We start from the raw sequence: 25,527 nt of genomic DNA on the forward strand, positions 1-25,527 counted from the left end.
GTTTTTTTTGCAAAGTTACTCATTCATAGCGAGAAAGGCGAATAAACAGCAAGAAAAACGCCCCTTGCGGAGCATAAAAATGTCGCAAGAAGCGTATTTGATAATCAGGGTATATAAAACAGGGCAAACTCCACATTTCGTCGTTTGACAAGTCCTCGCAGAACTTTGCCTTTGTATCGGCAAAAAGAGACAAATTCACGATAGAAATTCCTGTCGCCCGACTCTATCTTTCGTATTAGTCGGCTTTTGGGATGCTTGCCATATCCCAGTAATCTGCCCGCTCCGACATTGTAGGACAAGACGGCAAGCAGCAGGGCATCTTTGCCATAGTCCTTAAACTTCATCAAACGCTTCATCAGGTCTGCCCGAAGCAGCGAGTCCGCCTGTCGTTCCGTCATCGCTGCCGTAAAGCGTTCTCCCTTTTGCAACTTATGACCGTATCCGACATAGGGTACGTCCTTGAACCCGTGTAAGCCCTCGAAATGCTTGATACAGACAATGGCACGCTCGAATGGTGGCAGTGAGAGAAGTACATTTCTACCATCCTGAGCGGAAAGCCGTAAGCAGGAAAGACAGGCAAGACAAAAGACGACAAGTTTACTTCTTATCTCCATTCGGTTTCTCCTTTTCCTCGTCCTTTTGGCTGTTGAACTCAAATGAGAGTTTTACCGTCTGTCCGAAATTGTCCTCCACATACACATCTATCGTCTGCTGGTCGGTGGAAGCGGATGAGTAGTAGAGCCTGAACTCCTCTTTCGTGAGCGGGTAACGGTCATTAGGCTTGAAGACCGTACCGTTATCCATCTTCAATATCCCCTTCCCGTCGGGTTGGAAATATCGGATGGTATAGCGTGCATCTTCAAATTGTCCCTGTCGTTTAAGCGTGCAGCGTATCTCCGCCGTCTGTCCCTTGACGATGTGCTTCTGCACCGGCATCGTCTCTACCGTGAACGGGTACGCCTGCTGAATATCCAACTCGTGATTACAAGCAGATAGACAAAACCCGGCGAGGGCAAGCACTCCCATTACCCAAATCGTATTCGATATTTTCTTCTTCATTGTTCGTTACATTTTAATATTATACACTCACACCTGCCTTTGAAACAGCAGGTAGTCATTCAAATCCTTATGGTCGGCATACAGGGAGGAACGGTCAATGACTTTTTCTCCGAAGTCTGCCCTCAGCCTCTCCAAAGTTCTCCGTCCCGCATCGTCATTGTCGAGATAGCATTCTATCTTTCGATAGCAGTCAAGCACTTTCACCGTCTTCTCCACGTTGGAGACGGAGTTAAGAACAAGCCAGTCCGAAGCGATGATACCTAATTGCATAGCCGAGAGGTAATCCATAAAGCCCTCGAATACGGCACATACCTCCGAGCCGTTACGCTTCAAGGAAATGTCCTTCGGCGGTATGCAACCCTTGAAAAAGCGGTTGCGCAGTTCCAATCCTCCTGCATTGTTACGAAAGCCGATGGCATAGTACCGTTTGCCATGCACACGGTATCGAACCTCCTCGCAATTAGTTATGACAGTATCGGCGAAAATGCCCCGTTCCCTCAGATACCCCAGCAATTTGCTATCCTGTAATGGACGTACCCAAATATCCTCAAAGAAGGGTTCTTTCTCTTCATTCCTTTGTGGACGTTCTATTATGGGAAGCGGACACGTGCTGCTCTTGGCGATGAATGCCGCCCGCAGGAGGAAATCCTTACTTCCGATAAACTCTCCTGCCAAGTCGAAGATGTCGCCGCCTTTGCCAATGCCAAAGTCGAACCATACGTTTCTATTTATATCAACCTTGAAGGAGGGTCTCCGCTCCATGCGGTACGGAGCGGAATACCACAAGGCATTTCCTTTCTGTTTGCTCGGCTGAATCCCCATTGCGTTCAGGAAGTCCGCAATCGAAATTGCTCTCATTCGTCGTGCGTCCATCGTTAGTCCATCATGATTTTCAGTCCGACACCGTACTGTGCATGAAAATGCCCCGTAGCACCTCCCCACAGACAACGTTCCCTGCCATAGAGCAGCAGTACAAGGTGGTCACTCAGATAGGTCTCCGCCTGTAGGGTGATTGCCCCACCGTAAATAAAACCGTCTTTATTACGTAGTGTGGAGCCATCAAAGAGCTGTTTCTTTCCACCATTGACCGTCTCATAGCCCGCCAAGGCGGAAATACCTGCTGATAGGAAAAAGGTTTTACTTCCGTCTGAAAGCACGCCTGAGAAGAAACCTCCCTCGCCCGTGAACTGCTCCACTGGGATACGGCTTTCGCGATAGGAATGGTATCTGCGGAGATATTCCGCTCCGAACACCCATTGATGTCCGCCTTTGGCATAGGTGGCAAGCGAAGCCCCGAACGTATAGCCCGTCTCATTCTTAGAAGAGGAAGAATAAAAACCGTCCGCCATACCTGTGGTCAGGCGTATACCTTTTATCTTGGGCAGACAACGCTGGGCGTGCGCCTGCTCTGTGAAGAGGGCAAGCGACACGACAAACAGGAAAAATGCGAGTTTTCTCATATCACTTCACTTTGAGTTCGTTGATTTCCCTCGCACGCACAAGGTCTTCGTTCTCCACAACGAAAGACTGGTTTCTTCCGCCGTTCTTCTCGTGCATCTCCACAATGAGCTGCTTGTCATCGGGGATAGTGAACTTTTGCAGGGTGAACACCGTGCGACCGCTCTTCTGTCCCGCCACGCAGGTAACATAGTTGTAGGCACGCAGCGGAAGCAGTACCTGCTCCTGCATGGCGGTCTGCTTGGCGACTTTCTTGTCCACGATTTTGAACGTGATGAAGTCGATGTCGAACGGCACGTTGGATTTGTTGCGCAGTTCCGTATGGAAGTACAGCAGTCCGTTGTGCGAGTACATCCCTTTGAGCAGGTACTGAATACCGAAGGACTTGCTGCCGATGTGCTTCACCGCCCGCCTGTCCTCCTTGTGAATGGATTTCATGATGAGCTTTACCAGCATCGGGCTTTCGCTTCCGAGTTCCTTGAGATAGACCTCCATGGCGTTGTTCGGACGGTTTACGCTCTCCCCATCGTGGATGAAGTCCGCCATTTCCACATTGAGTAACAGCGGCTCGTTGGCATACTTGACATTAAAGGTGTAAAATGCACCGTCTTCGGTGATGACGCTCATGTTCGTCTCTTCGTGGAAGTCCTTGACCGTCGCCTTCACACGGATGACGTTTTCCGCCCCGTCCACCTTCCCCGCAATGAGGTTGGGCGAACCCAGATCCACATAGCGCACGGCAGAGGGGAAGATGATGTGCACCGTCTTATCGTAGGTAATTTCCAAACCGTGGGGTGGTATCATCCGCTCAAAGGCAATTTTGCGAGTCAGCCCCTGATAGAGATCTCCGCTTGAAGTTGTTTCCTGTGCGTTGGCACAGACTGCGCCCAGCATCAGGGCGATGGCTAAAACTGTTCTTTTCATTTTTACTTTGGATTAAAGTGGTGAATAATAACTGTGAATTACTTGTTGTCCGATTGGTAGAGCAATACCTTGTAACCAGCCTTCAGATGTACCTTGACGGTACGCATTTTCTTAGAGAAATACTGCGAGGTGCCTTGTATCAGTCCCTTCCCCAAATCAGCGGCAAGCTGTGCGCCCGCATCAGTGGAGAAGTTCATACTGCTACCTGCGGAAGTACCCATTCCTGCGACAATCTCCTTCGCGGCACTGCGCTCCATCGAGCCGGGGATGAATATCCCAGCTTGTCCGTCCGTATCGTACACCGCCAACTCCACGGGGATGATGTTCCCGTGATATTCCAGCGAAGAGATGAGTACGTTCAGGCGTTCACCCTGTATCTTCGCCACGCCGACCACCGAGGTGTTCCGAGGGATTTCCCTACCGGATACCAGCATCGGCTCCAAGAGACGGAAACGTACCGTTTGCCCGTCCGTAACCGTCTGCCGGGTATGTACACAGGCGGAGATGGTATTCTTCTCCGTCAGCGGGGCTGTTCCGATGGCGGTATGGAATATGTAGTTCCTCTCCTTGACATATTCGGAGCGGAAAGTCGAGTCGCTCATCGGCTGTGCCAGAGCCGACACCACTTGTTCGCTCACGGGGGAAACGGGAAAGGCTACCGCCTTCCCGTTTCGGGTAGTTACGACCGCTTTCCCTTCGGAAGCCGTCTCCCCGTCCGATGCCAATGCCATATTGGAAGAGGACTGTCCACCGCCCGACGGCATATATTTTGCCGCCAACTGATAGGACTTTTCAAGTAGTGCCATCTGGTCGTTCACGGTTATGGCGGGCGACTGCTGTTCGCTGCTCAGACGGTTTTCCAACTCTGCCAATCGGGCACGCAGTTCTTCCTTTTCAGGGTCTTCCCTCGGTGCTTCATAGAAACTGCCGAGCGTGCGGTTGATGTCTTGGTAGGCTGATGCAGAGGCGTGAAAGCCGTCTTGCGGAGCAGCAGTGCGAGAGCCAAAGCCGTTATCTCTTTCCGACAAATCCGTCTTTAATGCCAACTCTTCGGAACTCTGCTCCGGTTGTCCTCCTGTCATCTCCCCGAACATGGAACTCAGACTCTGCATCGCGCGGCTGCGCTCCTGCTCTTTCTCCTCCATCATCTCCTTCTCGTAGGCTTTCTTCTTATCACCGATCAGTTCGGCTGCTGTCGGGTCGGGTACTTCCGTGTTGAATCCCTTCGCCTGTTTCTCCTCTTCTTTCTCCGATGGAGCGAAGATGAGCCACATAGAGCCTGCAAAAAGCAGGAACATCAGGGGATAGATGACAAACTTCTTTCGCCTTTGTCTCTCTTCCTCCGTCAGCTCAGGCGAGGTGCTCGTATCGGAGGCTGTCTTTCTTTTGAATGGGAACATAATCGTAATACTTTAATAGGTTGATACTGTCTTTGGGATAGAGCCGCCTTACGTCAGGAGCTTCTATATGCTCGATTTCTGGTAACGCTTCCTCCTCGGAGTCTCCGTCGGAGAAGAGGCGGAACAAACCGCTGAAGAAAACATAATTGGCAAGGAAAGCGAAGAAAAGAAGCATCGTCAGGACGACATACAGCCTCAGATGAGCGGGGATGCGTCCGCACAGGCGGCGGAGTCTTGCCTCCGCTCCCTCCTGCATCATTCGGAACAGACTTTTCTTTTTCATCGCTTACGGGTACTGATGTCCTTGTTCTCCACAATCTCGAATCCTTCGATATTGAAGCCATTCGGATTGTCATCGCTGCGGCTCGTATTGAGCAGGCGGCATACGGTCACGAGACTGCGCTCGGTCACGTTGGTCGCACGGATAATCATCTGCCGGGCATACGTCCGTACCGCATAGGGATAGCTGTCGAAGTCACAGAGAACGCTGTCCACCTGCACGACCTGATTGATATTTCCTGCCACGATACGGTTGTAGTATCCTTTCTCGGAGAAATCCCGATAGTAATTGTAGGCACTCTTGTCCGCCAAGAGCAGCGCACGGGAGATATTCCCCTCGATGGCACTCTTATCGGGCGAAAGAGTGAAAAACAACTCGTGGAAGCGGCGCACGTGCTCCTTGGCTTCTGCGGGTCTGTTCTGCGACAGATCCTGCGACAAGGCGAGCATCAGCGACTTACCGCCATCCAACACATAGATTTTCTGCCGTTGGGCTTCGGCAAAGGAGTAGGCACTCCATACCGAATAGCCCGCAAGGGCAGCACACAGGCAGATGACGACCAAGGTAAAGAGGCGTATCTGCCTGAAACTCGTTTCGATATTCTTTAATGACTTAAATTCCATAGCTTTTCATTTTTATTTATTATTCGGGAGCATTGCCGCCTCTCCTGTGGAAAAGCTGCCCTGCCACCTCTTTGGCTTTATGTCCTGCACTACGCAAGACCTGTTTTCCGTGTCCCATGGCAAAACCGCCAACGGCTCCACCCGCGGCGCCTGCGATATTGGCACCCTTTCCTGCCGCATAGTTCACGTTCTTGCCATAGTTGCCTATTCCGCCCGCCTGTATCACCCAGCCTGCCACCGTCGGAATGGTGAAGTAGCCGATGATACCGATCATCATAAAGACGAGGTACACACCGTTCGAAGCATCTATCGTATAGGTGGGATCATTCTGCAACTGCGTGATGTCGTGTTTGAGCATCAGTTCCTGAATCTTTGCCAGCATCGAACTGAACAAGTCCGCCACAGGCAACCACAGATAGATGGAGATATACCTCGTGAACCATTGCGTGAGGGTGCTTTGGAAACCGTCCCACACGGAGATGGCAAAGGCTATTGGTCCCAAAATGGAGAGGACAATCAGGAAGAATGTCCGAAGCGTGTCGATAAGCAGGGCGGCAGCGGCGAAAAGAAGTTCCAAGAACTCCCGTACCATATTGCGAAACCATTTCTTGAAATTGTACATACTGCGTTCCACATACATACCCGCCATCGTCGCCATATCCGAGGGAGAGATACCGAGTTCATCCAGTTTCTTGTCGAACTCTTCGTTACTCACCAGATAGGCTGTTTCGGGATTCCTCACCATCGCCTCGTATTCCAGCTTGTCCCGCAACTTGCGGTATTCGTCCATGCTGAAAGTCTGCTTTTCGAGCATCTTGTGCGTCCCCTGCACAACGGGGCTGAGCACGCCGTTGATGGTGTCCAAGACCATCGGAAAGAAGAGGATGCAGAGACCGAGCGCAAAGGGACGGAGCAACGGATAGACGTCGATGGGTTCGGCACGGGCAAGCGTCTGCCATACCCGGAGTGCCACATAAAAGAGCGCGCCCAAGCCCGCAATGCCTTTGGCGACACCTATCATGTCACCACACATAGGCATCATCTCCGTGTAAAGCGAACGGAGGACTTGGTGCAGGTTGTCAAATTCCGCTCCCATGATTACCAATACCTTTCGTTATCCGTTCCATAGAGCGAGAGCACCCGGTCGGTGTCCTGCTGCTTCTTGGCTCTGAGATAGCTCACGGAGATGTTCTTGTTCGTGTAGTAACGCACAAGGTTGCGGTAATCCCTGATTTCCTTGTAGCAGCGATCCACCACGTCCATACGCTCCTTGTCGGTCATCTTCAGCGTGGTGATGTTCACTACCTGCTTGAGTTCCTTGAGCAGGTTGTTGCTCTCCCCGAGCAGTTTGGTATAGCCGTTGGCAATGGCGACCAGCTCTTCCGGACGGAAGTTCGGGTCAGAGAGCATCTTCTTGTAGTTCTTCACATAGATGTCGGAGATTTCTCCGACCATCAAAATCGTCTCCTTTACTTTTTGGGCGTCCCGCACGAGGTTGTTCACCTTTTTCAGGGCATCGTAGTATTTCTTGCTCTCATTGTAGAGCTTCTCGACCTCCTTGAAGTTGTCAAGCGTGTTCTTGACCGTCTTGGAGGTCTGCACGATTTCCTTGGTCGTGTTGATGATACTCTGTGCAAGATTGGTGGGGTCTGTGACCACCCACTGGGCGTGTGCGCTGCCTGCCAAGAGGCAACCGCACGCCATAAGCATTAAAATTTTCTTTCTCATTTTTCAAATTGATTTTAGCGTAGATACAATGTCGTTCGAGCCACTCGGAAAAATCAGTCGAGTAAATCTAAAAATCAGTCGACTGTTTTCTTGAAATATGACGTCATATTTTTCGGACTTGTTGTATTACGCGGTTAAACATTCATTGATTACTCTTCTTCGGCGAGCTGCCTGACGGCAAGCTCCATATTTCCGCCGAGTTGCTCGGCACGGGCGAGTACGCGCATCTTCTCGGTCTCCTCCGTCGTGTAGGTGAGGTATTCGGCTTTCGACACTTCGGTGGCATAGACAGCAGACTGCACACCTCCCAGTCCGATCCACACCTCCTTGTACGACCGTGTGGCATCGTTGCTCTGGTTGATGGAGAGTATCTGCCCCCGCTCCTTGTCCGTCAGTCCCAAGAGTGCCTGAATCTGGTCGAACTTGTTCATGTACTTGCGCTGGTCAAGCAGTATCTTGCAGTCGGAGTTGTTGATGATGGACTCCTTGACAATGTCTGAGGAGATGATGTCATCCACCTCCTGCGTCACCACGACCGCCTCACCGAAGAATTTTCTTACCGTCTTGTAGAGATACTTGATATATCCCGCCATATTCGCGGACGCAATCGCTTTCCAAGCCTCCTCAATAAGGATGACTTTCCGTATTCCCTTCAGACGTCGCATCTTGTTGATGAAGAGTTCCATAATGATGATGGTGGTAATGGGGAAAAGGATGGGATGATCCTTTATGGAATCGATTTCGAAGACGATAAAGCGGGCGTTCAACAGGTCGAGCTGCTTGTCCGAGTTCAGCAGGTAGTCATATTCGCCTCCCTTGTAGTACGGCTCCAGCACGTTGAGAAAATTGGCCAAGTCAAAATCCTTTTCCCTGACCTTTTTCTCACGGAGCAATGCCGAGTAGTCAGTGGTGAGATACTCGTAAAAGCTGTTGAACGAGGGTACGATACCATCGTCCGCCTTGATACGCTCAATAAAGAGCGACACGGCATTGGAAAGGGCGACCTCCTCCGAACGGGTGGCTGGCTCGTTATCCTTCTTCCAAAGGGTCAGCAGCAGTGTCTTGATGCTCTCCCTTTTCTCCACATCATACACCTTGTCGGTGGTATAGAAGGGATTGAAGCTGATGGGGCTCTCATCCGAGTAGGTGAAGTACACCCCATCCTCGCCCTGCGTCTTGTGGCGTATCATCTCGCACAAGCCCTGATAACTGTTTCCCGTGTCCACCAAGACGATATGGGTGTTCTGCTCCCAATACTGCCTCAAGAGGTGGTTGGTGAAAAACGACTTGCCACTGCCCGAAGGACCCAAGATGAATTTGTTTCGGTTCGTGGTGATGCCTTTCTTCATCGGCAGGTCGGAGATATCGAGATGAATGGGTTTGCCACTGCGGTCTGCCATCTTGATGCCGAACGGAGATAGCGAATCACGGTAGTTGGTCTCCTCATTGAAGAAGCATACCGCCTGTTCGATGAACGTGTAAAAACTCTCTTCGGCAGGAAAGTCGGCTTCATTGCCGGGAATACCCGCCCAGAACAGCGTCGGCACATCCACCGTGTTGTGTCGAGGCTTGCACTCCATCAGTGCGAGTTGGCTGCCCACGTCGTTACGGATACGGCGAAGTTCCTCCTCTTCCTCGCTCCACGCCAAGACGTTGCAATGACAGCGGACGGAGGTAAGTCCGAAGCTGTGCGCCTCGTTCAGATACTCGTCAATCCACTGCTTGTTGATTTGGTTGGAGCGACTATAACGGGAGAGCGAATGCATGTTCCGTGCGCTCTTCTCGAAGCGTTGCAGGTTCTCGGCACTGTCATCAATCAAGACATACTGGTTGTAAATGTGGTTGCACGAGAGCAACAGCCCTACGGGAGCGGCAAAGGAAAGGCGGCAGTCGCTGCGGTCGGTGGATAAACGCTCATAGCGCATATCCGTGCCTACCAGCCCGGGCAGGTCTTCCGTATCGGAGAGCGTATGCAGGCAGAGCCGCTTGTTGCCGATACGCATACGGTCGGCTCTCAGGTCGATGTCCTCCAATACCGTCGTGTCGGAAAGGGAGAGTGAGAAATACTTCTCTATCAGTCCCGGTTTTTCCTCCGTGCCGACAATCTCTTCGTCGTTCAGTCGGGTAAGACGAACAAAACCGCACTCGTTCATAATCCGCTCAAACTGCTCGGTGGCTTCGAGGAACTTGCGGGCGGTATCCTTGTCCCGTACCTCCTTGGGGATGATATGCCCACGGCAGAGGGTAGAGAAGTTGCTCTGTTGCCGGCTGCGGTTCTTGGTTGTCTTGGTCAGGAACAGGTAGCAGGCGTGATTCAAGAACGGTCGCTCGTTGAAGTGTCGCTCGAAACTGCGGGAGAGGAAACTCATATCCTCCTTTTGCAAGTCCGGATGGTAACCCTCCTTGACAAACCAGTCCTGCTTGTGCACGACACTGTAGGTCGGCAATACCTTGATCGCCTTTACCCAAGCCGAATGGATGGCAGCATACTCCGCACTTGTCACCGTATAGAGTTCGGGCAAGTCCACCCGAAAGGCGACCGTGATGTCGGCGTCCTTCGAGAGGATGCACCCCTCTTCGACGGCAAGCAACGGGAAGCGGTTTTCCAGCGTGGTGGCTTTCAGTACGTTTCTCATTGTCTTTCCTCCTTTCCTTTGTTCGTTCTTTTATTCTCTCTTCTCTTTCGTTTTGGCAGCTCCTTGTGCCGCAACAGACGGGGAATGCGTCGTCGGTTGATGAGGTATCGAGGGTGGCTGTGCAAAGCGGAACGCTTCATCAGCCCGTGTTCCCCGTACTTCTTGTTCAGGGAGAAAGTCTGCCACACCAGAATGGATGCGGAAGTCCCTCCGAAGCCGATACAGATCCATTGATTGACACCCGCCATATAGAGGATGACAAACAGCACGAAAAGGGCAAGCAACCCTCCGGCGAAAATGAACAGATACTGGCTTTTGAGTCCCTGAAACTCTACCGAGCGACCGATCCCCTTGTTGATGGGATAGGTCTCCATAGGTTTAGAGGAAGAAACTTCTTAAAATGGTGGCTGCCACGATAAGGAAAATACAGGCTCCGAACCAGCTCGCGGCGGTCTTCGAGGTGTCCGGATCTCCGGACGAGAACTTTGAATAGACCTTTACCCCTCCGATAAGTCCCACGACCGCACCGATGGCGTAGATGAGTTTCGTGGCAGGGTCGAAATAACTCGTCACCATGCTCGTGGCTTGGTTGATACCCGACAAACCGTTGCCTTGGGCAAAGGCAGAGGAAATGGAAAGCAGCAGAATGGCTGCGATAAGGAAATGTCTTTTGGTCATAAATCTTTGTTTTGTGCCGAGAGGATTGGATATGTCCTCCCGACGGGTGAATACTGTTGTTACTTTCGGATTTCAGTGGTGGCTTCTCTCATATGTCAGCCGTACTCTTTTTCTTTCATCGTCTTTGACTTTTTAATGGGTTTGTTACTCTTTGTCCCTGCCGTCAGAGGGAACATAAAGCTCTTCAAAACGGTTGCGGACAATATCGTCTATCGTGGAAGAACGAACTTTGTCGCTTCGGAGTGTTTCCATCAGACGAGTGCCTTCCAATTCGGTCAATGTCTCACCGGCTCTTTGTCGCTCCGCTATGGAAGAGGCGTTTCGGTGTATGACCGACAAGGCTTCCAGCACCCGTTCGAAATCAATTCCCGTGGCATATTCGCTTTTTCCCGATACGGGAAGTTCTTCATCTTCCTCTTCTTCAAAGGATGAAGCATCCGAAGACTCATACACTAAAGGAAACTCATCTATGTCGGGCAGATCATCCGGCTCTTCCGATGGCTCTTGTCCGTTTTCGAGGGCAAATGTAGAAGCCTTTTTTGCTTCTGCCTCGCCTTTTGGATAACTGCGTACTTGTGGCGTCGAGTGGCTTATCTTAAAGCGACTCTTACCGATGATTTCGGCTTCACAGACCGTTTGACAAGGCTCTTTTGGGGATGCTCCCTTCTTTCTTATTTCCCCCTCATACAAGAGAAAAAGAAGTAGCCACAAAAGGTAGAGCAAGAGAGCGGCAAGGACTATTCGGTACATAGGCGTTGCAGGATTTCGTGAAGCTCATTACCCAACTCAATACAGAGCCTGCTCAACTTCCCTCCGTGGGGTGGGAAGAGGGTGCATACCCCTCTTCTGCGTTCGGAAAGCAGCGGACGACACAAACGGGAGTGGCTCAATGAGGTCTGCATCAAGAGGACTCCCGTTTCATCGGAAAGGGTGCGACAGCGTTCGTCGGCATCCTTACGTTCCCAAGCCTCTATCATATTGCGAAGCAGGTAAAGTTCTCTGATATTGCCCTTGCCCATCGTCAGTATCTGCTCTCCCAAGATGTCTATGAAATGGCGGACGGCTTCCATATCCATCGGACTGCCCGTAACGGGAAAGACGACGGCATCCATTGCTGAAAGCAGCTCCACCGTCCCTTCGGTACGCATCAATGGAGGGAGGTCGAAGAGGATGCAGCGAGGGGGATTGTCCGCACAATGTCGCTCCACCCTGTTCAAGGCTTCCCGCACCGGAGTGCAGATAATCGGATAAGTGACATAGGATGCCCGATGCTTCAGGCGCATCAGCCTTTGATGATTCAGTTCTTCCGACTCTTGTTGCCGCAGACGGGCGATGGTATAGACGGGATGGTTGCAATCCACGACGGCGACATCGTATCCTCTGTGGTAATGCAGAATGCTTGCGGCAAGTACCGTAAGCGAGGTTTTGCCGACACCTCCCTTGGGGGAAGCGATGGCGAGATAAATGGGTTTACTCATATTTTCTCTTTGCTTTGAACGGGTGAATACTATGTCTTGATAAATCGTTTGTAATCGAAGTTGCCTGACTGAACCTCTTTCGGGGCTTCTTCGGCAACGCGCTCCAGTAGTTCCCGAACACGCTCTCCAGCCGCTTTCTTAATTGCATGGAACATTGGGGAGTCGTGTATCTTATAGATGGTTTCAGCGGCTTTCGTGGCTTCCTCTATCGGAGCATTCTTGCAGGAGAGGACATTACCCATTTGTTGCAGTTCTTCCACGGTGATACTTTCCGAAAGGGAGTGGCTTTCTCCTTGGACTTCCATCAATACATAATCCTCTTCCCCTTTGGAAATGTCTGGAGAGGTCTCTTCCGACATTCCCGTTTCAGGTGTCTGTTCCTGTTGCTCTTCTTCAATGGGCAACTCGGCTAAAAGGACATTCTCCTCTTGGTAGGATTCCCTTTTGGGGATACGGATGGTAACGACGACTTTCCCTTTGCCCCGTTCCTTGAAAAAGAGTTGCAGGTCACGGTAGAGTCTCACGGCACTCCGATAGCGTCCGTACAGAAAGCGGGCAACCTGTACGCTGCCGAGATAGGCTAAGCCTACCGACAGCAGAATGACAATCACCTGCTTCATCGCTCGAAACGTTTACGGAACTGTTGCTCAAACAAGGCGTCTATCTCATCACGGTGACTCTCTAAGTGATGCCGGAGAATATGTTCTACGAATGCTCCAATCGTCAGTTTGCCTGCGGCTGCCACATAGACGATTTCGGCAATCTCTTCCTGTGTCTTTTTGGAAATGAACACGCCCTTTCGGTCTCCGATGTTCAGGGGTTGCAGAAAGGCGGTTTCGTAATCGCTTCTCCCTTCCTGAAGGAGACCTGTAGGGTGTCCCTCGGAATGCTCGATGAGCGTGGTGGAGTTACGGATGGTTACTTTTGAAGAGACGCTTTTTCGTTCTCTGCAGGACTTGTTACCTGCCATTGGTCGATCTTTTTTCTGTTTCATATCACAATAATTTCTTGAAGTTCTTTTCACTTAATCGGTTGATTTCTTCCTTGTAGTCCTCCAAATGTTTGAGAAGGATGTTTTCCACGTACATACCCAATGTCATCTCTCTCTTTCGGATGAAGAGGACGATTTCCGACAGTTCGTCCTGCAACTCCTTGGAGATGTAGATTGCCTTGCGGTCGTATAGGTCATTGCGGTGCATGAAGAGTGAGATGTAATCTCCTTTGGTGGTATTCTTGCGACGTGTTCGGATGGGGAGTTGTGGTTCTTCCAAAGCCTCTTTCGGTGTTTCCGAAACAGACTCATCCTCCTCTTCGACTGTGGGAGGGGGTGTTATCTCGCTCTCTTTCTTTTTCATCGGGATACCCTGTGAAATCAGTTCCCGGATAGCGACGGGATCTATCGCCCCTTTATTCTTTCCTGCCATATGCTTCAGGTTTTACGATGGACAAGATTTCCTCCACAAGCTCTTTCAGACGACTGCCTCTAAGCAGCGTGCGGGAGGCGGGAAAGATGGTTGAACGGAAGAGGGTCGTACCCTCCTCCATTACCTCCTTTTTATAGCGGGTCGTATTGGGGACTGCCGTCTTCAAGACAGGAAGTCCCAACTCGGCAATGACCTTTTCATACATCGCATAGAGGGGTGTTTTCTCTCTGCCGTCCACCATGTTCCAAAATAGGTAAATCCCTTTGTTGGCAGTGTCTGTATTGTCGGTTATCGCCTCCTTGATGATGGCTGAAAAGCTCAGCGTGCTTTCCAAGGATATACGGTCGGCGGAGATGGGTGTGAAAATATAATCCATACCGGAGAGAGTGGTCAGCACACCGTCATTGTTGATGGTTCCGGGCAGGTCAAAAAAGACGAAATCCGTATCCGAGTCGTGCGTGTCCAGATATTCCCTGACCGTATCCACGGCTACCTCTGCCGTGGCACAAAGGATGGTGTACGTGGGCTTTTGCAACTCGGAGAATTGGGTGGCTGCCAATTCTTGCAGTGCGGGGTTGCAATCCACGCCCTGTGCGTCACGCTGACGCATGGCATTGATGCTGAATTGCGGATAGTCACAATCCACCACAATAAGGTTATACCCGCAGGCATAGTGCAGGTAACTTGCTGTCAAGACCGTAAAGGTCGTTTTGCCGACACCGCCCTTCTGGGTGGAAAAGGCAATGAAAACAGGTTTCTTTTTCATTTCATTTTCTGTTTAATGGTTCTACATATATGTGTGGAAAGGTGTGTACACCTTGGTTTGTTGCCTTGAAAAGGTGGATGTGGAAATAAATCCGTGAGGGAATGAATCCCCGGACAGGCATTCCAACAAGGGAACATAGACCTGCCTTTCGGGATATGTCCCTCCCTATATAAGGGTGGGGCTATATGATGGGAGTCATACTTACCCACGTCCCCCCATCCATACGTCCACACTTGTACCCTTGCGCAAGGGTGCGAGGGGCGACGGGTGCAATAACTTGTACATATTCTCATTCCTATTTCCATTTCCGTGATTGTCTGTTCAAATGGCTGCAGACAGGTTTTTAGACTTGGGCAGGCAAGTATGTCCACCGACCCGCAAACAGCTGTCCGACGGGGCAAATATAGATACCTTTACCCCCTTGTTTCTACCCTTTTTGCTAACTGCGTACTTGTGGCGTCGATTTGCGTATTTGTGGCTCCGTAAAAGGTAAGTGCTTTAGGCACAACGCTTAGTAACTTTGCACCCAAGCGGTAAGCCGAAGCCTTCGAGGCATAAAGCGTTCTTTTTTGAGGGACTCGACTTCCGTCCTTCGCGGACGAATTTATTTGCGCCGGAGCAAATAGCAAGGTATGTTTTATGCAGCACGACTCCGTTTTTGCAGCATAAAACCCTTGCTCTTGCAGAGGGCTGAAAAAACTCCGAAGTCGTTTTTCTTGGAGGAGAGAATGCCTTGTCTCGAATGCCGGTGAGGCCGTGAAACACTAAAATCCAAAGTAAGAAATGAAACAAAAGAAAATGCGGGGCGTAAGCTCCAAAATGAAGACCGAGAAACGAGTCTCGGTCAATTTTACGGCGATGGAATTTGCCGAGTTTCTCTCCATGAAAGAGACGGCGGGCGTACAAAGTCAGTCGGCTTTCATCAAAGTAAGAATCTTTAATGAAACATTCCGAGTGATAAAAGTCGATCGTTCGTTGCTCGATTACTATCAAAAACTGACGACTTTGTACGGACAGTTCCGCAGCGTGGGAGTGAATTATAACCAGACAGTAGTCGCTCTGAAAAGCAATTTTACGGAGAAGAAAGCCTTTGCCATGCTCGCAAAGTTGGAGAAACTGACGCTCGAATTGGCAGCTATCGGAGGCGAAATCGTACAACTCACCCGTGAATTTCAGGAGAAATGGTCGCAAAAATAAGCTATGGTAGTTCCCTTTATGGGGCATTGGCGTACAATGGAGAGAAGGTAAACGAGGGTGTTGCCAAGGTTTTGGAGACCAACAAAGTGTTCTCTCCTGCCGATGGTGGACATGATATTACTGCGTGTATGCAGGATTTTCTGGCATGTATGCCAAGTCATGTCCTCACTAAAAAACCGGTTATACACATCTCCTTGAATCCGCATCCCGATGACAAGCTCTCCGATGAGCAGTTCTCTGCCATCGCATTGGAATATATTGAGAAGATGGGTTATGGCAACCAGCCCTTTGTCGTGTATAAGCACGAGGACATAGACAGGCATCACCTGCATATCGTCACCTTGGCCGTCGATGAACGGGGAAAGAAGATTAACGATGGCAACAACTTCTATAAGAGCAAGCGTATCACACGGGAGATAGAGCGGAAATACGGATTGCTGCCTGCCGAAAAGCAACGGGTAAAGGAGGCTTTTCGTTTGCAGAAAGTTCGTCCCAAAGAAGGGAGCTTCAAGAAACAACTGGCTTCGGTTATCAAACCGGCAGCGAAATTCTACCACTGTCCGAGTTTCAAGGAATACCGCGCCTTACTCTCCACCTATAATATATGTGTGGAAGAAGTCAAGGGAGAAGTGGATGGGAAGCCTTACAACGGGCTGGTCTATTTTGCGACTGATGATAAAGGGAAGAAAGTCAGCAATCCTTTCAAGTCCTCTCTCTTTGGAAAGGCTGTCGGATATGAAGCCTTGCAAAAAAGCTTCAAGGCTTCAAAGGAGAAACTGAAAGAAAAGCATCTTGCCCCCAAGACGAAAGCGGTTGTAGCCGGTACATTGAGGAATTCTGCCACAAGAGAGGATTTCAGGGATAATCTCTATCGCAAGGGTATTGATGTCCTCTTCCGTGAGAACGAAGAAGGGCGGCTCTACGGCATCACCTTTATAGACCATAACAACGGCTGTGTCGTCAATGGCTCACGATTGGGCAAGGAACTTTCGGCAAACGCCATTGCCGAGTGGTTCGACCGCCCGCATCCCGAACTATCTGTTACTATCCCTCAAGCAGAAAATCAGTCTGTATCTCAGACATTCTCGACAGAGGATAATTCCATCTTGGGCGGTCTTCTTGATTTGCCTATGGAAGCGCACGGAACGGACTGGGAAGAAGAACAGTTCCGCAGACGGATGCAGAGAAAGAAGAAACAGCAAAAGCCCCGGTTATAAGCCATATTTTCCGTCTCTAAAATACAGTAAAATGGGGAGTTTGTAATATGTTGAATATCAGGAATTATCAGAGGCACCAAATTCTCTTATAAGACAATTTCAACAATCATAAAAGTAAGAACGAAATTAAACGAAACACTATGCAACAAGAAGACGATTTGAGGGCACTGGCGAAAATCATGGATTTTCTGCGTGCCGTAAGTATTATATTGGTAGTAGCCCACCTCTATTGGTATTGCTATGAGGCGATACGGCTATGGGGCGTGAATATCGGTGTGGTGGACAGGATACTGATGAACTTCCAGCGCACGGCGGGATTGTTCGGCAATATGCTTTACACCAAACTCTTTGCATTGGTACTGATGGGGCTTTCCTGTCTGGGCACGAAGGGCGTTAAAGAGGAGCATATCACGTGGTCGAAAATATGGGTATTTATGGGCATTGGCTTTGTCTTTTTCTTCCTCAATTGGTGGATACTTGCCTTGCCGCTACCCATTGAAGCCAATGCAGCGCTCTACACCTTTACGATAACCATAGGGTATGTATGTCTGCTGATGGCGGGACTCTACATGAGCCGCCTCTTGAAGAACAACCTGATGGAGGATGTCTTCAATCAGGAGAACGAATCCTTTATGCAGGAGACAAGGCTTTTGGAAAACGAGTACTCGGTCAATCTGCCGACCCGATTCTATTACCGCAAGAAATGGAACAAGGGGTGGATAAACGTGGTGAATCCTTTCCGTGCGGTCTCCGTCTTAGGAACGCCGGGCAGCGGTAAGTCCTATGCTATCATCAACAATTTCATCAAGCAGCAGATTGAGAAGGGGTTTGCCATCTACTGTTACGACTTCAAATATCCCGACCTCTCGACGATTGTGTACAATCACCTGCTGCACCACTCGGAGGGTTATAAGGTCAAGCCGAAGTTTTATGTGATCAATTTCGATGATCCGAGGCGATCGCACCGCTGCAATCCGATACACCCCAATTTCATGAGTGATATATCGGATGCCTACGAATCGGCTTATACGATTATGCTCAACCTTAACAAGACGTGGGTACAGAAGCAGGGTGATTTCTTCGTGGAATCGCCCATCGTACTCTTTGCCGCCATTATTTGGTATCTTCGCATCTTTGAGGGTGGCAAGTATTGTACTTTTCCGCACGCCATTGAGTTTCTCTGCCGCAAATACGAGGATATATTTCCCATTCTTACCTCTTATCCCGAATTGGAGAATTACCTTTCTCCTTTCATGGACGCTTGGCTCGGAGGGGCGGCTGACCAATTGCAAGGACAGATAGCTTCCGCCAAGATTCCCTTGTCAAGGATGATTAGCCCGCAACTTTATTGGATTATGACGGGTGATGATTTTACACTCGACATCAATAACCCCAAAGAGCCTAAAATCCTTTGTGTGGGGAATAATCCCGATAGGCAGAACATCTACGGAGCAGCATTAGGGCTGTATAATTCACGTATCGTCAAGCTCATCAATAAGAAAGGGATGCTGAAAAGTTCGGTGCTGATAGACGAGTTACCTACTATATACTTCAAAGGGCTTGACAATCTGATTGCCACCGCACGAAGCAACAAGGTGGCGGTATGCTTGGGCTTTCAGGACTTCTCGCAATTGAAGCGAGATTATGGGGACAAGGAAGCGGCTGTGGTGATGAATACTGTCGGAAACATTTTCTCCGGTCAGGTGGTCGGCGAGACGGCAAAAACCTTATCGGAACGTTTCGGGAAAGTGCTTCAAAAGAGGCAAAGTATGAGTATCACCCGAAGCGACAAGACGATCTCCATCTCCACGCAGATGGACAGCCTGATTCCGCAGAGCAAGATTTCCACGCTCACGCAAGGTATGTTCGTGGGAGCAGTCGCCGACAACTTCTCCGAACGTATCGAGCAGAAGATATTCCACTGTGAGATTGTGGTGGACAATGCGAAAGTGGCTAAGGAAACTGCAGCCTACCGACCGATACCCATTCTGACGGACTTCACGAATGAAAACGGAGAGGATATGATGGAACAGGAAACCAAGGCAAACTATGATCGGGTAAAGACAGAGGTTCGCGAAATCGTGGAACGGGAATTGCAACGGATTTCCGACGACCCGGAACTCTCCAAACTGCTCAATACCAAGAAATAATGGATGTTTTTCTTGGTGCTAAGGCGGGATTTTTGTATTTTTGAAAACGCTAAATGATTACACTATGAACTGTTTTAATCATACCCAAGAAACGGCAGTTGCCCAATGCTCAGATTGCGGGAAAGGACTATGCTCAGAATGTGCGGCAAGGTATCAGCCGATACTTTGTACACCTTGTTTTCAGAAAAGGAAACGTAGTGAGATTTGGCGAAGCATCTTCAGCCTGTTGTTTCTCATCTCTTTATTTGTCATAGGTTTCAGATGGAATTTCTTAGCGACCAAAGGTTTTGAGGATATGAGATGGATGTCCGGCTATATACTGATGGCGATATGGTCGGGATACCTCTTCGTAGAGAAGTTCATCCCATATAAAATGATTGCTGGAACAAACGGACAGTGGATTGTTTACTATATCTTCAAACTGATTCTCTTTGTCGTCATCGGAGTTTTTACAACTCCTTTCACCAGCTTGTGGGCTGTCTATAAAGTTATCAGGGCTTTTCGATAGGAGGTGGTAATTTTTCCAACTGAGGGTTGGAGGAATTGCTGTCTATATTTTGAGAGATTAGAAAAACTTCTGCAACCGATAGTTGCAGAAAATAAATGAAGGGAGATAATCCGATTCGAAGTATCTCCCTTTTGATTTATCGTTTCTTGAATTTACCGCCTTTCAGGTCGCTCTCCACCATACGCTTGTTGAGTTTCTCTCGGAGTTCATCAAGGAAATAGGTGCGACTGTCATCCTTGCGGCGTTTCATGTTCATATAGACATTGTAACAGTTCTTGATTTCTACACCAAAGATTTCAGAAAAAACATCCGCTAATTCCTCCACACCGATTTCGCCGTTGTTGATACAGTTGCAGGTGTCAAGGGCATAGAGCAGTTCAACCAAATCTGTAGTCTTGCCTGTCCAGCGGAAATTCTTGGCAGATTTAGGGTGTACAGCAGGTAAAACTCCCAGTATTCGCATCTTCAGTAATTCTAACTCCATGTCAATGACAAAAAGCAGTTCCTCCACATTTTTTTCCCGTTTCAGTTGTTATACCTGATTTATCAATCATACTTTCCAAATGGAATCGAGTATAATGAAGAGTACGATACAATGAAGCAAGATTTACTTCGGTTTCTCCCAATCTTGTAACTTCTTTTATAAGATTGTTAGTTGCAGTTGTGCTGTCATTTGAAAACAGCATTTTAAAGGATTCTGTTTTGACAAGTCTGTTCATATTTTGATATCATTTAATGAGTGAATTATTTGTAATGATGATAAATACACAAACCTCCATCTGTTGCAACTTTTAATTGTAACAGATGGAGGTTGCAAGGATAAAACTGGGATTATTTCCCTTGTTTCAACGTACTGGTCGTAAAATAACTTTCTGAGGGTGAAAGTTTGAATTTAATAGTATTGTTATTCAATACCAATTTTCTCTTGTTCTTCATAATCATTGTCTTTTCCTTAAAGTGACACCGATGATTCTTTGTGTCCACTTCTATCAAAACTCTCTTTCCGTAGTAATTAGGTATTTCTGTTTCTCCTCCGAAAAAGCCTACACGGAAATAGTCTTTTATTTTAATGCGATTTTTCATTGAAATATCTTCAGTTTGGAGAGAGATGGTTTCATTCGGAGATTGCGCACACACAGAAATACAGGAAAACAATAAAAAGATTGCTACTCCAACAAAAAGATGAAACTTAAATGTCATTATTCCCATTACCTGATGTTTTTCAGGCAAAGTTCGGGATATTACTTAATGTAAAATAACCCTCAAATGCTAAGCAATATCCCCATTTTATCAAATCTATAAAGAGTCGAGATATTGCTTGGGGTTTATCTTGTAATATTTGCGAAAAGCCTCTGTAAAATGGCTGAGATTGGCATATCCGATTCTATAGCCTACTTCGGATACAGAGTAAAGACGGGTGGAAAGCAAACGTTTTGCCCATTCCATCTTTTCTGATAGAGCATACTCGGCAATCGCCTTGCCGATGACCTGTTTGAAGCATTTTTGTAGTTTGGAACTGCTCATTGCTACTTCACGTGCCAGTTCGGGAATGCTCGGTACGTTGTTCAAACTTTGTAAAATCTGACGACGGACACGGAAGACAGCCTCCACATCGTTCAAATTTAAGTTGGAAAGAGATTTTACTTCCGAACGCTTTTCGAGTTTTTCAAGGAATATTGTCAGCAGTTCTATTGCCTTTCCGTGCAGATGGAGGGGAGAGAAAGGTGCATCGCTTTTGGCTATCGCCTTGATGCCATACAATACTTGTTGCATCGCAGGTGTGATAGTCTCGAAGAGATAAAAAGACTTGTCCGACTGGAACAACCGACCGATATAGGTTTCGCAAGCCGTATCCATTTGCTCTATCCAATCCTTGTTGAAAGTCAGTGTGATGTTTTCATACTGTCGTTTAGGGGCGAAAGTCCACTCCGTAGGGATATTGCTTGAAGGCATAAAGATACCGTCAAGCGTGTCCACCCCGACCGTTTTTGTGCTTGTGCCGATAATCTGTTCATGTTTATGCTCGTTGATGTAGAACATCACGGGAATCCATTTCGAGTTTTCCACCGAGCGACGCACCATTGTCATCGGTTCATACGACATGAAACTGATATAGGTCAATGTGAGCCACGGTAACGGATAGTATTGCTTGAAAAAGCCGTTGCCCGCTGAGGGCGGAACGGTAAAACCATCGTTCGTTACCGATGTGCCGAATTGCTCGGCAACCATCTCGATCCAGTCTTCTGGCTTATTGATTGCACAAAATTCTATGGTCATATCATTATACCTTTCTGCAAATTTATAAATAAACAAGGATAAAAAAGAAGATTTTCTTATACTTTTATCCTTGTTGAATCACATGCTCTATAAAAAACAAGAGTATTCCTGTTTGAGGGAATACTCTTGCGATATGGATTTACTCAAACGCGACTAAACTTGAAGGTACTCCCACGGCAGTAACAACGGGTGTTTGCGAGCATTCGCCCGTCTTGGTATTGTAGGTGTAGTAGCCTGTGCCGTTATTGCACGTCATTCCGAAGACGATGAAATCCTTGTAGCGAGTTATGGCAAAAGAGCCATTGCTGTCGGTCATCGGCAAATCAAGTTTTTCAATGGTTTTGTTCCAAATGTCGATTTTCACGGGTTGAAAGTCTTTCTTGAGTATTCCGAATTCAGTGTCCGTTACTTTCAAGCAACTATATACAATGCCATTGCCCGCATAGTAAGACTTAATCATATACTGCCCCGTTTTGCCAATCCCTTTTATGGTTGTCTTTGACAGGTTGAACAGGTAGTCGGTGTCCCATTGGTCGCTTCCTTTGCGGATACGCAGGAAACCTTCCTTATTGGCAACGTTGAAGTTGTTGCCCGCACTGTAAAAGTAGATGTCGCCCCGCTCGTCTATGAATGCGTCGGAATGGCGGAACAATCCGACAACACTTGTGCGACTGTCCTTGATGATTTCGGTCTTTTTCGTTTTAAGGTCAATAACAGCCACCTCTGCACCCGTCCCCGGTACGGAGGTGTGGGGAGAGTTGAGCTGGTTGAGGGCTACGTACATCTTTCCGTCTCGAATGACGTTGCAACCGGGATCGGGATTATTGTCCTGAACGGCATAAGGCGAGAGATCGATTTCATCTTCTTTTTGTAACGTAGCGGTATTGATTAGCGCAATCTTGCCCCTGCCGTGCAAAGCAACGTATGCCCGCTGTTCGCCGATGAAGTTGATTTCTCCGGGTTGAGCCATCTGTTCAAAAGTCATCGTACCTACTTTTTGCAGCTCGCCGTGCACCCCTCTTGTAAACTTGTGTACCTTATCTCCGAATTTCCCTTCGGGCACAAGTACCGTGTTTCCCTTTGCGAATAGATAACACCCAAAGCCGAATTCGAATGCTTTCTTATTGTCGGTTGCTTGAGGAGTCAAATCACCAAACGTGCCGACGTAAGCACTTTTGTCCACATAATGCACAAAGACAAAATGCTGTTGCACCTCGTTGGGCGTTGGTTTGAGATCATCATTCTTGTCGCAGGACGTCAGCCCTATGGAGCCGACCAGCATAACAGAAAAAGCTACGTTCTTCAATGTTGTTGTTCTCATTTTTATTTATGTTTAGAATTATAAAATACCTTTCGAGAAGACGTATCTGAATTTGAGATGGAACGTCCGTCCTACCAACGGCTGACGGAACTGATCCCACACTTCTTTGTTCATCAGATTGTGGCATTCCAAGGCGATGGAATATTTGTTTTTATAGGTCAGTAACAGACCTATATCATTGACGAAACTGCGAGGAATGCGGCGTTTCTGCAATTCGGTAAGTTCCCAGAAGTAGAAGAACTCCTCAGTAAATTTGCCGTCCCAGAAAGCCTTGACATACCAATTCTTGAATAATCGGTTGCTGTGATACTCCGCCCCGAAGTTGGCGAACAAATAGGGAATGTTCGGCAGTCGCAATCCTTTTGTCGGATTGGGGGCTTGGGTACCGGGTAAATAGTTCAAGACATCACGCACATCCTGATAAGTTAGATTTCCGTAGACATAGACCGTTGGCGATATGTCCAATTTTATTTCGGTTTCTATACCTTTGATATGTACCTTTTCTGCGTTTACATATCCGGCTGCCATGTGCTGTTTCATCAGTTTTATCATATCGCTTACCTGCATATAAAAACCGTTCACTTCAAACTGCAATCGCGATAATCCGAGGATATCATTTTTGTCTATTAAGAACCCCAGATTGAAGTTGTGGCTTTTCTCTGGTCTCAATCCGGCTGCAGGAAAGGTGATGATACCATCACCGAATAGTTCTTGTGAATTGGGAAGGCGTATTGCCCGCTGGTAAGATGCTTTCAAGTGAAAACCTCTGAAGGGCTCGTATTTTATTGCCTCTATCCAGCCTATTTGTGAGGTCGTATTGTTCTTTTTCTTCGGAGCCTCAATCAGCTCGTATGAAGTCAAATCTTCTATCTCGGAATGGAGGTGGAAATACTTTGCGGAGAGCATATTCGTCAGTTTCTTATCAAAGAGTTTTGACTCCCAAGTCAACCCCGAAATGACACTGGTCTTTTTGCTGGGAAATCCTCCGATAACAAAACCTGCATGCTGACTTGCAATGTTGTCGCTCGGTTGTCTTCTGGCGTAGTTAATAAGTGTGTTCAGATTCAAACTGTGATTGGCGGACAACTTGTAATCAAAATTGATACGTTCATTGATTTCCAAGCCTTTGTCATTTGAGTTGTGAGGAACATCTCCTGTTTCTCCCTGCCCATTCGGACTCGGATATATGTTTCCTTCGAAATCGTGATTAACTCGTGCCGTATCCACAAAATTGTTTGTTGTATGTGAAAGGGAGAAATGGGACTCAAGATTAAGGCGGTCGTTCAGCATTCCGCTTTTTATCAGTTTGTTTTCCAACATAAACATTCCTGATTGGTTTTCGGCATGTTGTATGTTTTTTAAGATACCTTGGATTTCATTGAAACGATTGTAATACCCGAACTCGGTACTAATCTCATCGAACCAAAATTTCGTGAAAGCAATTTTTCCCTTCAACATATACGAACGAAAACGGTCATGGTCACGTCTTACCAACAGATTTTCTCTCTCGGGAACTCTGAAAGAGTAGTCATTCTTTGCAGATGTATAATAACCTCCCGCACCGAGTAGAACGCCACTCTTTGGAAAGTTCTTGCGAGAGAAGACGCTTCCTTTGTGTGTTTGGTAAGACCCGAATTCATACGAGGCATCTAAATAGTCCGTACTAAACTCTTTAGTAACGATATTGACGGCTCCCCCCAATCCATCACATCCGAAACGGGCGGGTATGATACTCTTATAGACTTCTATTCTTTCTATAATGTCTATCGGAATTTCATCAAGAGAAAAAGCCCCGTCAGAAGTACTCATTGGTATTCCGTCCCATAAGATTTGAATGCGGTTTCCTTCCAATCCATGAACAATAATTCTCGAACTGCTTCCCAAACCGCCGGTCTGCCCAACTTTCAAACCTATGGTTTTATTCAAAACGGTTTCTAACGAAATAGATCTGCCTTGAAGTTCTTTCGCATTTATTACAGAAACTGCTTCAGGCGACTCTCTGAGAACTTGTGCTTTTGTTTTTCCGAAGACCACTACATCTGCTAACTCTGTTGATTCCGGGAGTAGTCTTATGGTATAACGCTTCCCATTTGCAGTAATCGTATCGGTAATGGTCTGATAACCGACATAACTTACCATAAGCATAAGTTTTTGATTACTTGATGCACTTAGTTTTGCAATACCTTTCCTGTTTGTAGTCGTACCATTTGTGTACGTTGGAGCATTCAAACCTTTCCAATGTACGGCGGCAAATTCTATACTGTTCCCATTTTCTGCATCAATAACTTTTATTTCTGTTGGTTGCAGTTGTGCAAACATAGGAAAAGACCACAACAATAGAAAGCCGACAATGAGCATTCTTTTGTATAAATGGACTATTGAGCTGATTGACATATCATATTT

29 protein-coding genes are annotated in these 25,527 nt (G+C 47.9%); 4 read left to right on the top strand and 25 right to left on the bottom strand.

Features of this window, described 5'->3' with window-relative positions; translation table 11 throughout:
* Positions 1-104: 104 nt before the first annotated feature.
* The 19 genes from HMPREF9944_RS01870 to HMPREF9944_RS01960 all read right to left on the bottom strand — a co-directional run bounded on the left by HMPREF9944_RS01870 (position 105) and on the right by HMPREF9944_RS01960 (position 14,454).
* Positions 105-614, bottom strand: a complete 510-nt coding sequence (locus HMPREF9944_RS01870; RefSeq protein ID WP_008564062.1) for a lysozyme — start codon at positions 612-614, stop codon at positions 105-107.
* Positions 598-1,059 (bottom strand): DUF3872 domain-containing protein, encoded by a 462-nt coding sequence (locus HMPREF9944_RS01875; RefSeq protein WP_008564063.1) that lies wholly within the window; start codon positions 1,057-1,059, stop codon positions 598-600. The genes HMPREF9944_RS01870 and HMPREF9944_RS01875 overlap by 17 nt, the downstream gene beginning before the upstream one ends.
* Positions 1,060-1,086: 27 nt before the next feature.
* On the bottom strand, positions 1,087-1,932 hold the full coding sequence (locus HMPREF9944_RS01880) for a toprim domain-containing protein (RefSeq protein WP_044113170.1): 846 nt from the start codon (positions 1,930-1,932) through the stop codon (positions 1,087-1,089).
* Positions 1,933-1,934: 2 nt separating this feature from the next.
* Entirely contained in the window at positions 1,935-2,519 is a 585-nt protein-coding gene (locus HMPREF9944_RS01885; RefSeq protein WP_008564065.1) for a conjugal transfer protein TraO, read from the bottom strand.
* Position 2,520: 1 nt separating this feature from the next.
* Positions 2,521-3,441: a conjugative transposon protein TraN gene (gene traN, locus HMPREF9944_RS01890; protein WP_008564066.1), complete on the bottom strand. Its 921-nt coding sequence runs from the start codon at positions 3,439-3,441 to the stop codon at positions 2,521-2,523.
* 38 nt (positions 3,442-3,479) lie between these two features.
* Complete coding sequence (traM, locus tag HMPREF9944_RS01895; RefSeq protein WP_008564067.1) at positions 3,480-4,841, bottom strand: conjugative transposon protein TraM; 1,362 nt, start codon at positions 4,839-4,841, stop codon at positions 3,480-3,482.
* Positions 4,792-5,124 (bottom strand): TraL conjugative transposon family protein, encoded by a 333-nt coding sequence (locus HMPREF9944_RS01900; RefSeq protein WP_018920027.1) that lies wholly within the window; start codon positions 5,122-5,124, stop codon positions 4,792-4,794. Before HMPREF9944_RS01900 ends, traM begins: the two co-directional genes overlap by 50 nt.
* On the bottom strand, positions 5,121-5,744 hold the full coding sequence (traK, locus tag HMPREF9944_RS01905) for a conjugative transposon protein TraK (protein WP_008564069.1): 624 nt from the start codon (positions 5,742-5,744) through the stop codon (positions 5,121-5,123). The genes HMPREF9944_RS01900 and traK overlap by 4 nt, the downstream gene beginning before the upstream one ends.
* 19 nt (positions 5,745-5,763) lie before the next feature.
* Positions 5,764-6,840 carry a conjugative transposon protein TraJ gene (gene traJ / locus HMPREF9944_RS01910; RefSeq protein ID WP_008564070.1) on the bottom strand — a complete coding sequence of 359 codons (1,077 nt, stop codon included), beginning with the start codon at positions 6,838-6,840 and terminating at the stop codon, positions 5,764-5,766.
* A 2-nt stretch (positions 6,841-6,842) separates the two neighbouring features.
* On the bottom strand, positions 6,843-7,472 hold the full coding sequence (locus tag HMPREF9944_RS01915) for a DUF4141 domain-containing protein (protein WP_021663181.1): 630 nt from the start codon (positions 7,470-7,472) through the stop codon (positions 6,843-6,845).
* Positions 7,473-7,621: 149 nt separating this feature from the next.
* On the bottom strand, positions 7,622-10,108 hold the full coding sequence (locus HMPREF9944_RS01920) for a TraG family conjugative transposon ATPase (protein WP_008564073.1): 2,487 nt from the start codon (positions 10,106-10,108) through the stop codon (positions 7,622-7,624).
* The gene (locus HMPREF9944_RS01925; RefSeq protein ID WP_004362402.1) at positions 10,105-10,482 is read right to left on the bottom strand and encodes a DUF4133 domain-containing protein; all 378 of its coding nucleotides are present in this window, start codon (positions 10,480-10,482) and stop codon (positions 10,105-10,107) included. Before HMPREF9944_RS01925 ends, HMPREF9944_RS01920 begins: the two co-directional genes overlap by 4 nt.
* A gap of 4 nt (positions 10,483-10,486) precedes the next feature.
* Complete coding sequence (locus HMPREF9944_RS01930) at positions 10,487-10,786, bottom strand: DUF4134 domain-containing protein (protein ID WP_004341665.1); 300 nt, start codon at positions 10,784-10,786, stop codon at positions 10,487-10,489.
* Between the two features lie 144 nt (positions 10,787-10,930).
* Positions 10,931-11,536: a hypothetical protein gene (locus HMPREF9944_RS01935; protein WP_008564075.1), complete on the bottom strand. Its 606-nt coding sequence runs from the start codon at positions 11,534-11,536 to the stop codon at positions 10,931-10,933.
* On the bottom strand, positions 11,524-12,264 hold the full coding sequence (locus HMPREF9944_RS01940; RefSeq protein WP_008564076.1) for a ParA family protein: 741 nt from the start codon (positions 12,262-12,264) through the stop codon (positions 11,524-11,526). The genes HMPREF9944_RS01935 and HMPREF9944_RS01940 overlap by 13 nt, the downstream gene beginning before the upstream one ends.
* A gap of 29 nt (positions 12,265-12,293) precedes the next feature.
* A complete protein-coding gene (locus HMPREF9944_RS01945; protein WP_008564077.1) occupies positions 12,294-12,884 on the bottom strand; it encodes a hypothetical protein in 591 nt (196 codons plus the stop codon).
* Positions 12,881-13,234, bottom strand: coding sequence for a DUF3408 domain-containing protein (locus HMPREF9944_RS01950; RefSeq protein ID WP_008564079.1), 354 nt, complete (start codon positions 13,232-13,234; stop codon positions 12,881-12,883). Before HMPREF9944_RS01950 ends, HMPREF9944_RS01945 begins: the two co-directional genes overlap by 4 nt.
* 25 nt (positions 13,235-13,259) lie before the next feature.
* Positions 13,260-13,688: a DUF3408 domain-containing protein gene (locus tag HMPREF9944_RS01955; protein WP_008564081.1), complete on the bottom strand. Its 429-nt coding sequence runs from the start codon at positions 13,686-13,688 to the stop codon at positions 13,260-13,262.
* Positions 13,672-14,454, bottom strand: coding sequence for a ParA family protein (locus HMPREF9944_RS01960; protein WP_008564083.1), 783 nt, complete (start codon positions 14,452-14,454; stop codon positions 13,672-13,674). The genes HMPREF9944_RS01955 and HMPREF9944_RS01960 overlap by 17 nt, the downstream gene beginning before the upstream one ends.
* Before the next feature lie 783 nt (positions 14,455-15,237).
* On the opposite strand from HMPREF9944_RS01960, the gene mobA reads away from it, so the two are divergent.
* The 4 genes from mobA to HMPREF9944_RS13275 all read left to right on the top strand — a co-directional run bounded on the left by mobA (position 15,238) and on the right by HMPREF9944_RS13275 (position 19,526).
* Positions 15,238-15,651: a conjugal transfer protein MobA gene (gene mobA, locus HMPREF9944_RS01965; RefSeq protein WP_008564084.1), complete on the top strand. Its 414-nt coding sequence runs from the start codon at positions 15,238-15,240 to the stop codon at positions 15,649-15,651.
* Positions 15,636-16,868, top strand: a complete 1,233-nt coding sequence (gene mobB, locus HMPREF9944_RS01970; protein ID WP_008564085.1) for a conjugal transfer protein MobB — start codon at positions 15,636-15,638, stop codon at positions 16,866-16,868. The genes mobA and mobB overlap by 16 nt, the downstream gene beginning before the upstream one ends.
* Positions 16,869-17,008: 140 nt before the next feature.
* On the top strand, positions 17,009-19,018 hold the full coding sequence (gene mobC / locus HMPREF9944_RS01975; RefSeq protein ID WP_008564086.1) for a conjugal transfer protein MobC: 2,010 nt from the start codon (positions 17,009-17,011) through the stop codon (positions 19,016-19,018).
* Between the two features lie 304 nt (positions 19,019-19,322).
* Complete coding sequence (locus tag HMPREF9944_RS13275) at positions 19,323-19,526, top strand: permease of the drug/metabolite transporter (RefSeq protein ID WP_315456030.1); 204 nt, start codon at positions 19,323-19,325, stop codon at positions 19,524-19,526.
* 136 nt (positions 19,527-19,662) lie between these two features.
* Here HMPREF9944_RS13275 and HMPREF9944_RS01985 read toward each other — a convergent pair whose 3' ends face one another.
* The 6 genes from HMPREF9944_RS01985 to HMPREF9944_RS02005 form a co-directional block, all read right to left on the bottom strand.
* Positions 19,663-19,989, bottom strand: a complete 327-nt coding sequence (locus tag HMPREF9944_RS01985; protein WP_044113225.1) for an RteC domain-containing protein — start codon at positions 19,987-19,989, stop codon at positions 19,663-19,665.
* Between the two features lie 22 nt (positions 19,990-20,011).
* Positions 20,012-20,245, bottom strand: coding sequence for a hypothetical protein (locus HMPREF9944_RS12645; protein ID WP_008564089.1), 234 nt, complete (start codon positions 20,243-20,245; stop codon positions 20,012-20,014).
* Positions 20,246-20,357: 112 nt separating this feature from the next.
* Entirely contained in the window at positions 20,358-20,735 is a 378-nt protein-coding gene (locus HMPREF9944_RS01990; protein ID WP_008564090.1) for a hypothetical protein, read from the bottom strand.
* A gap of 87 nt (positions 20,736-20,822) precedes the next feature.
* Positions 20,823-21,803: a helix-turn-helix domain-containing protein gene (locus HMPREF9944_RS01995; protein ID WP_044113182.1), complete on the bottom strand. Its 981-nt coding sequence runs from the start codon at positions 21,801-21,803 to the stop codon at positions 20,823-20,825.
* A gap of 139 nt (positions 21,804-21,942) precedes the next feature.
* The gene (locus HMPREF9944_RS02000; protein WP_008564092.1) at positions 21,943-23,124 is read right to left on the bottom strand and encodes a hypothetical protein; all 1,182 of its coding nucleotides are present in this window, start codon (positions 23,122-23,124) and stop codon (positions 21,943-21,945) included.
* A gap of 18 nt (positions 23,125-23,142) precedes the next feature.
* Entirely contained in the window at positions 23,143-25,518 is a 2,376-nt protein-coding gene (locus tag HMPREF9944_RS02005; protein WP_044113184.1) for a TonB-dependent receptor, read from the bottom strand.
* Positions 25,519-25,527 lie beyond the last annotated feature (9 nt).

This window comes from Segatella maculosa OT 289 (genome assembly GCF_000243015.1).
Classification (GTDB): Bacteria; Bacteroidota; Bacteroidia; order Bacteroidales; family Bacteroidaceae; genus Prevotella; species Prevotella maculosa.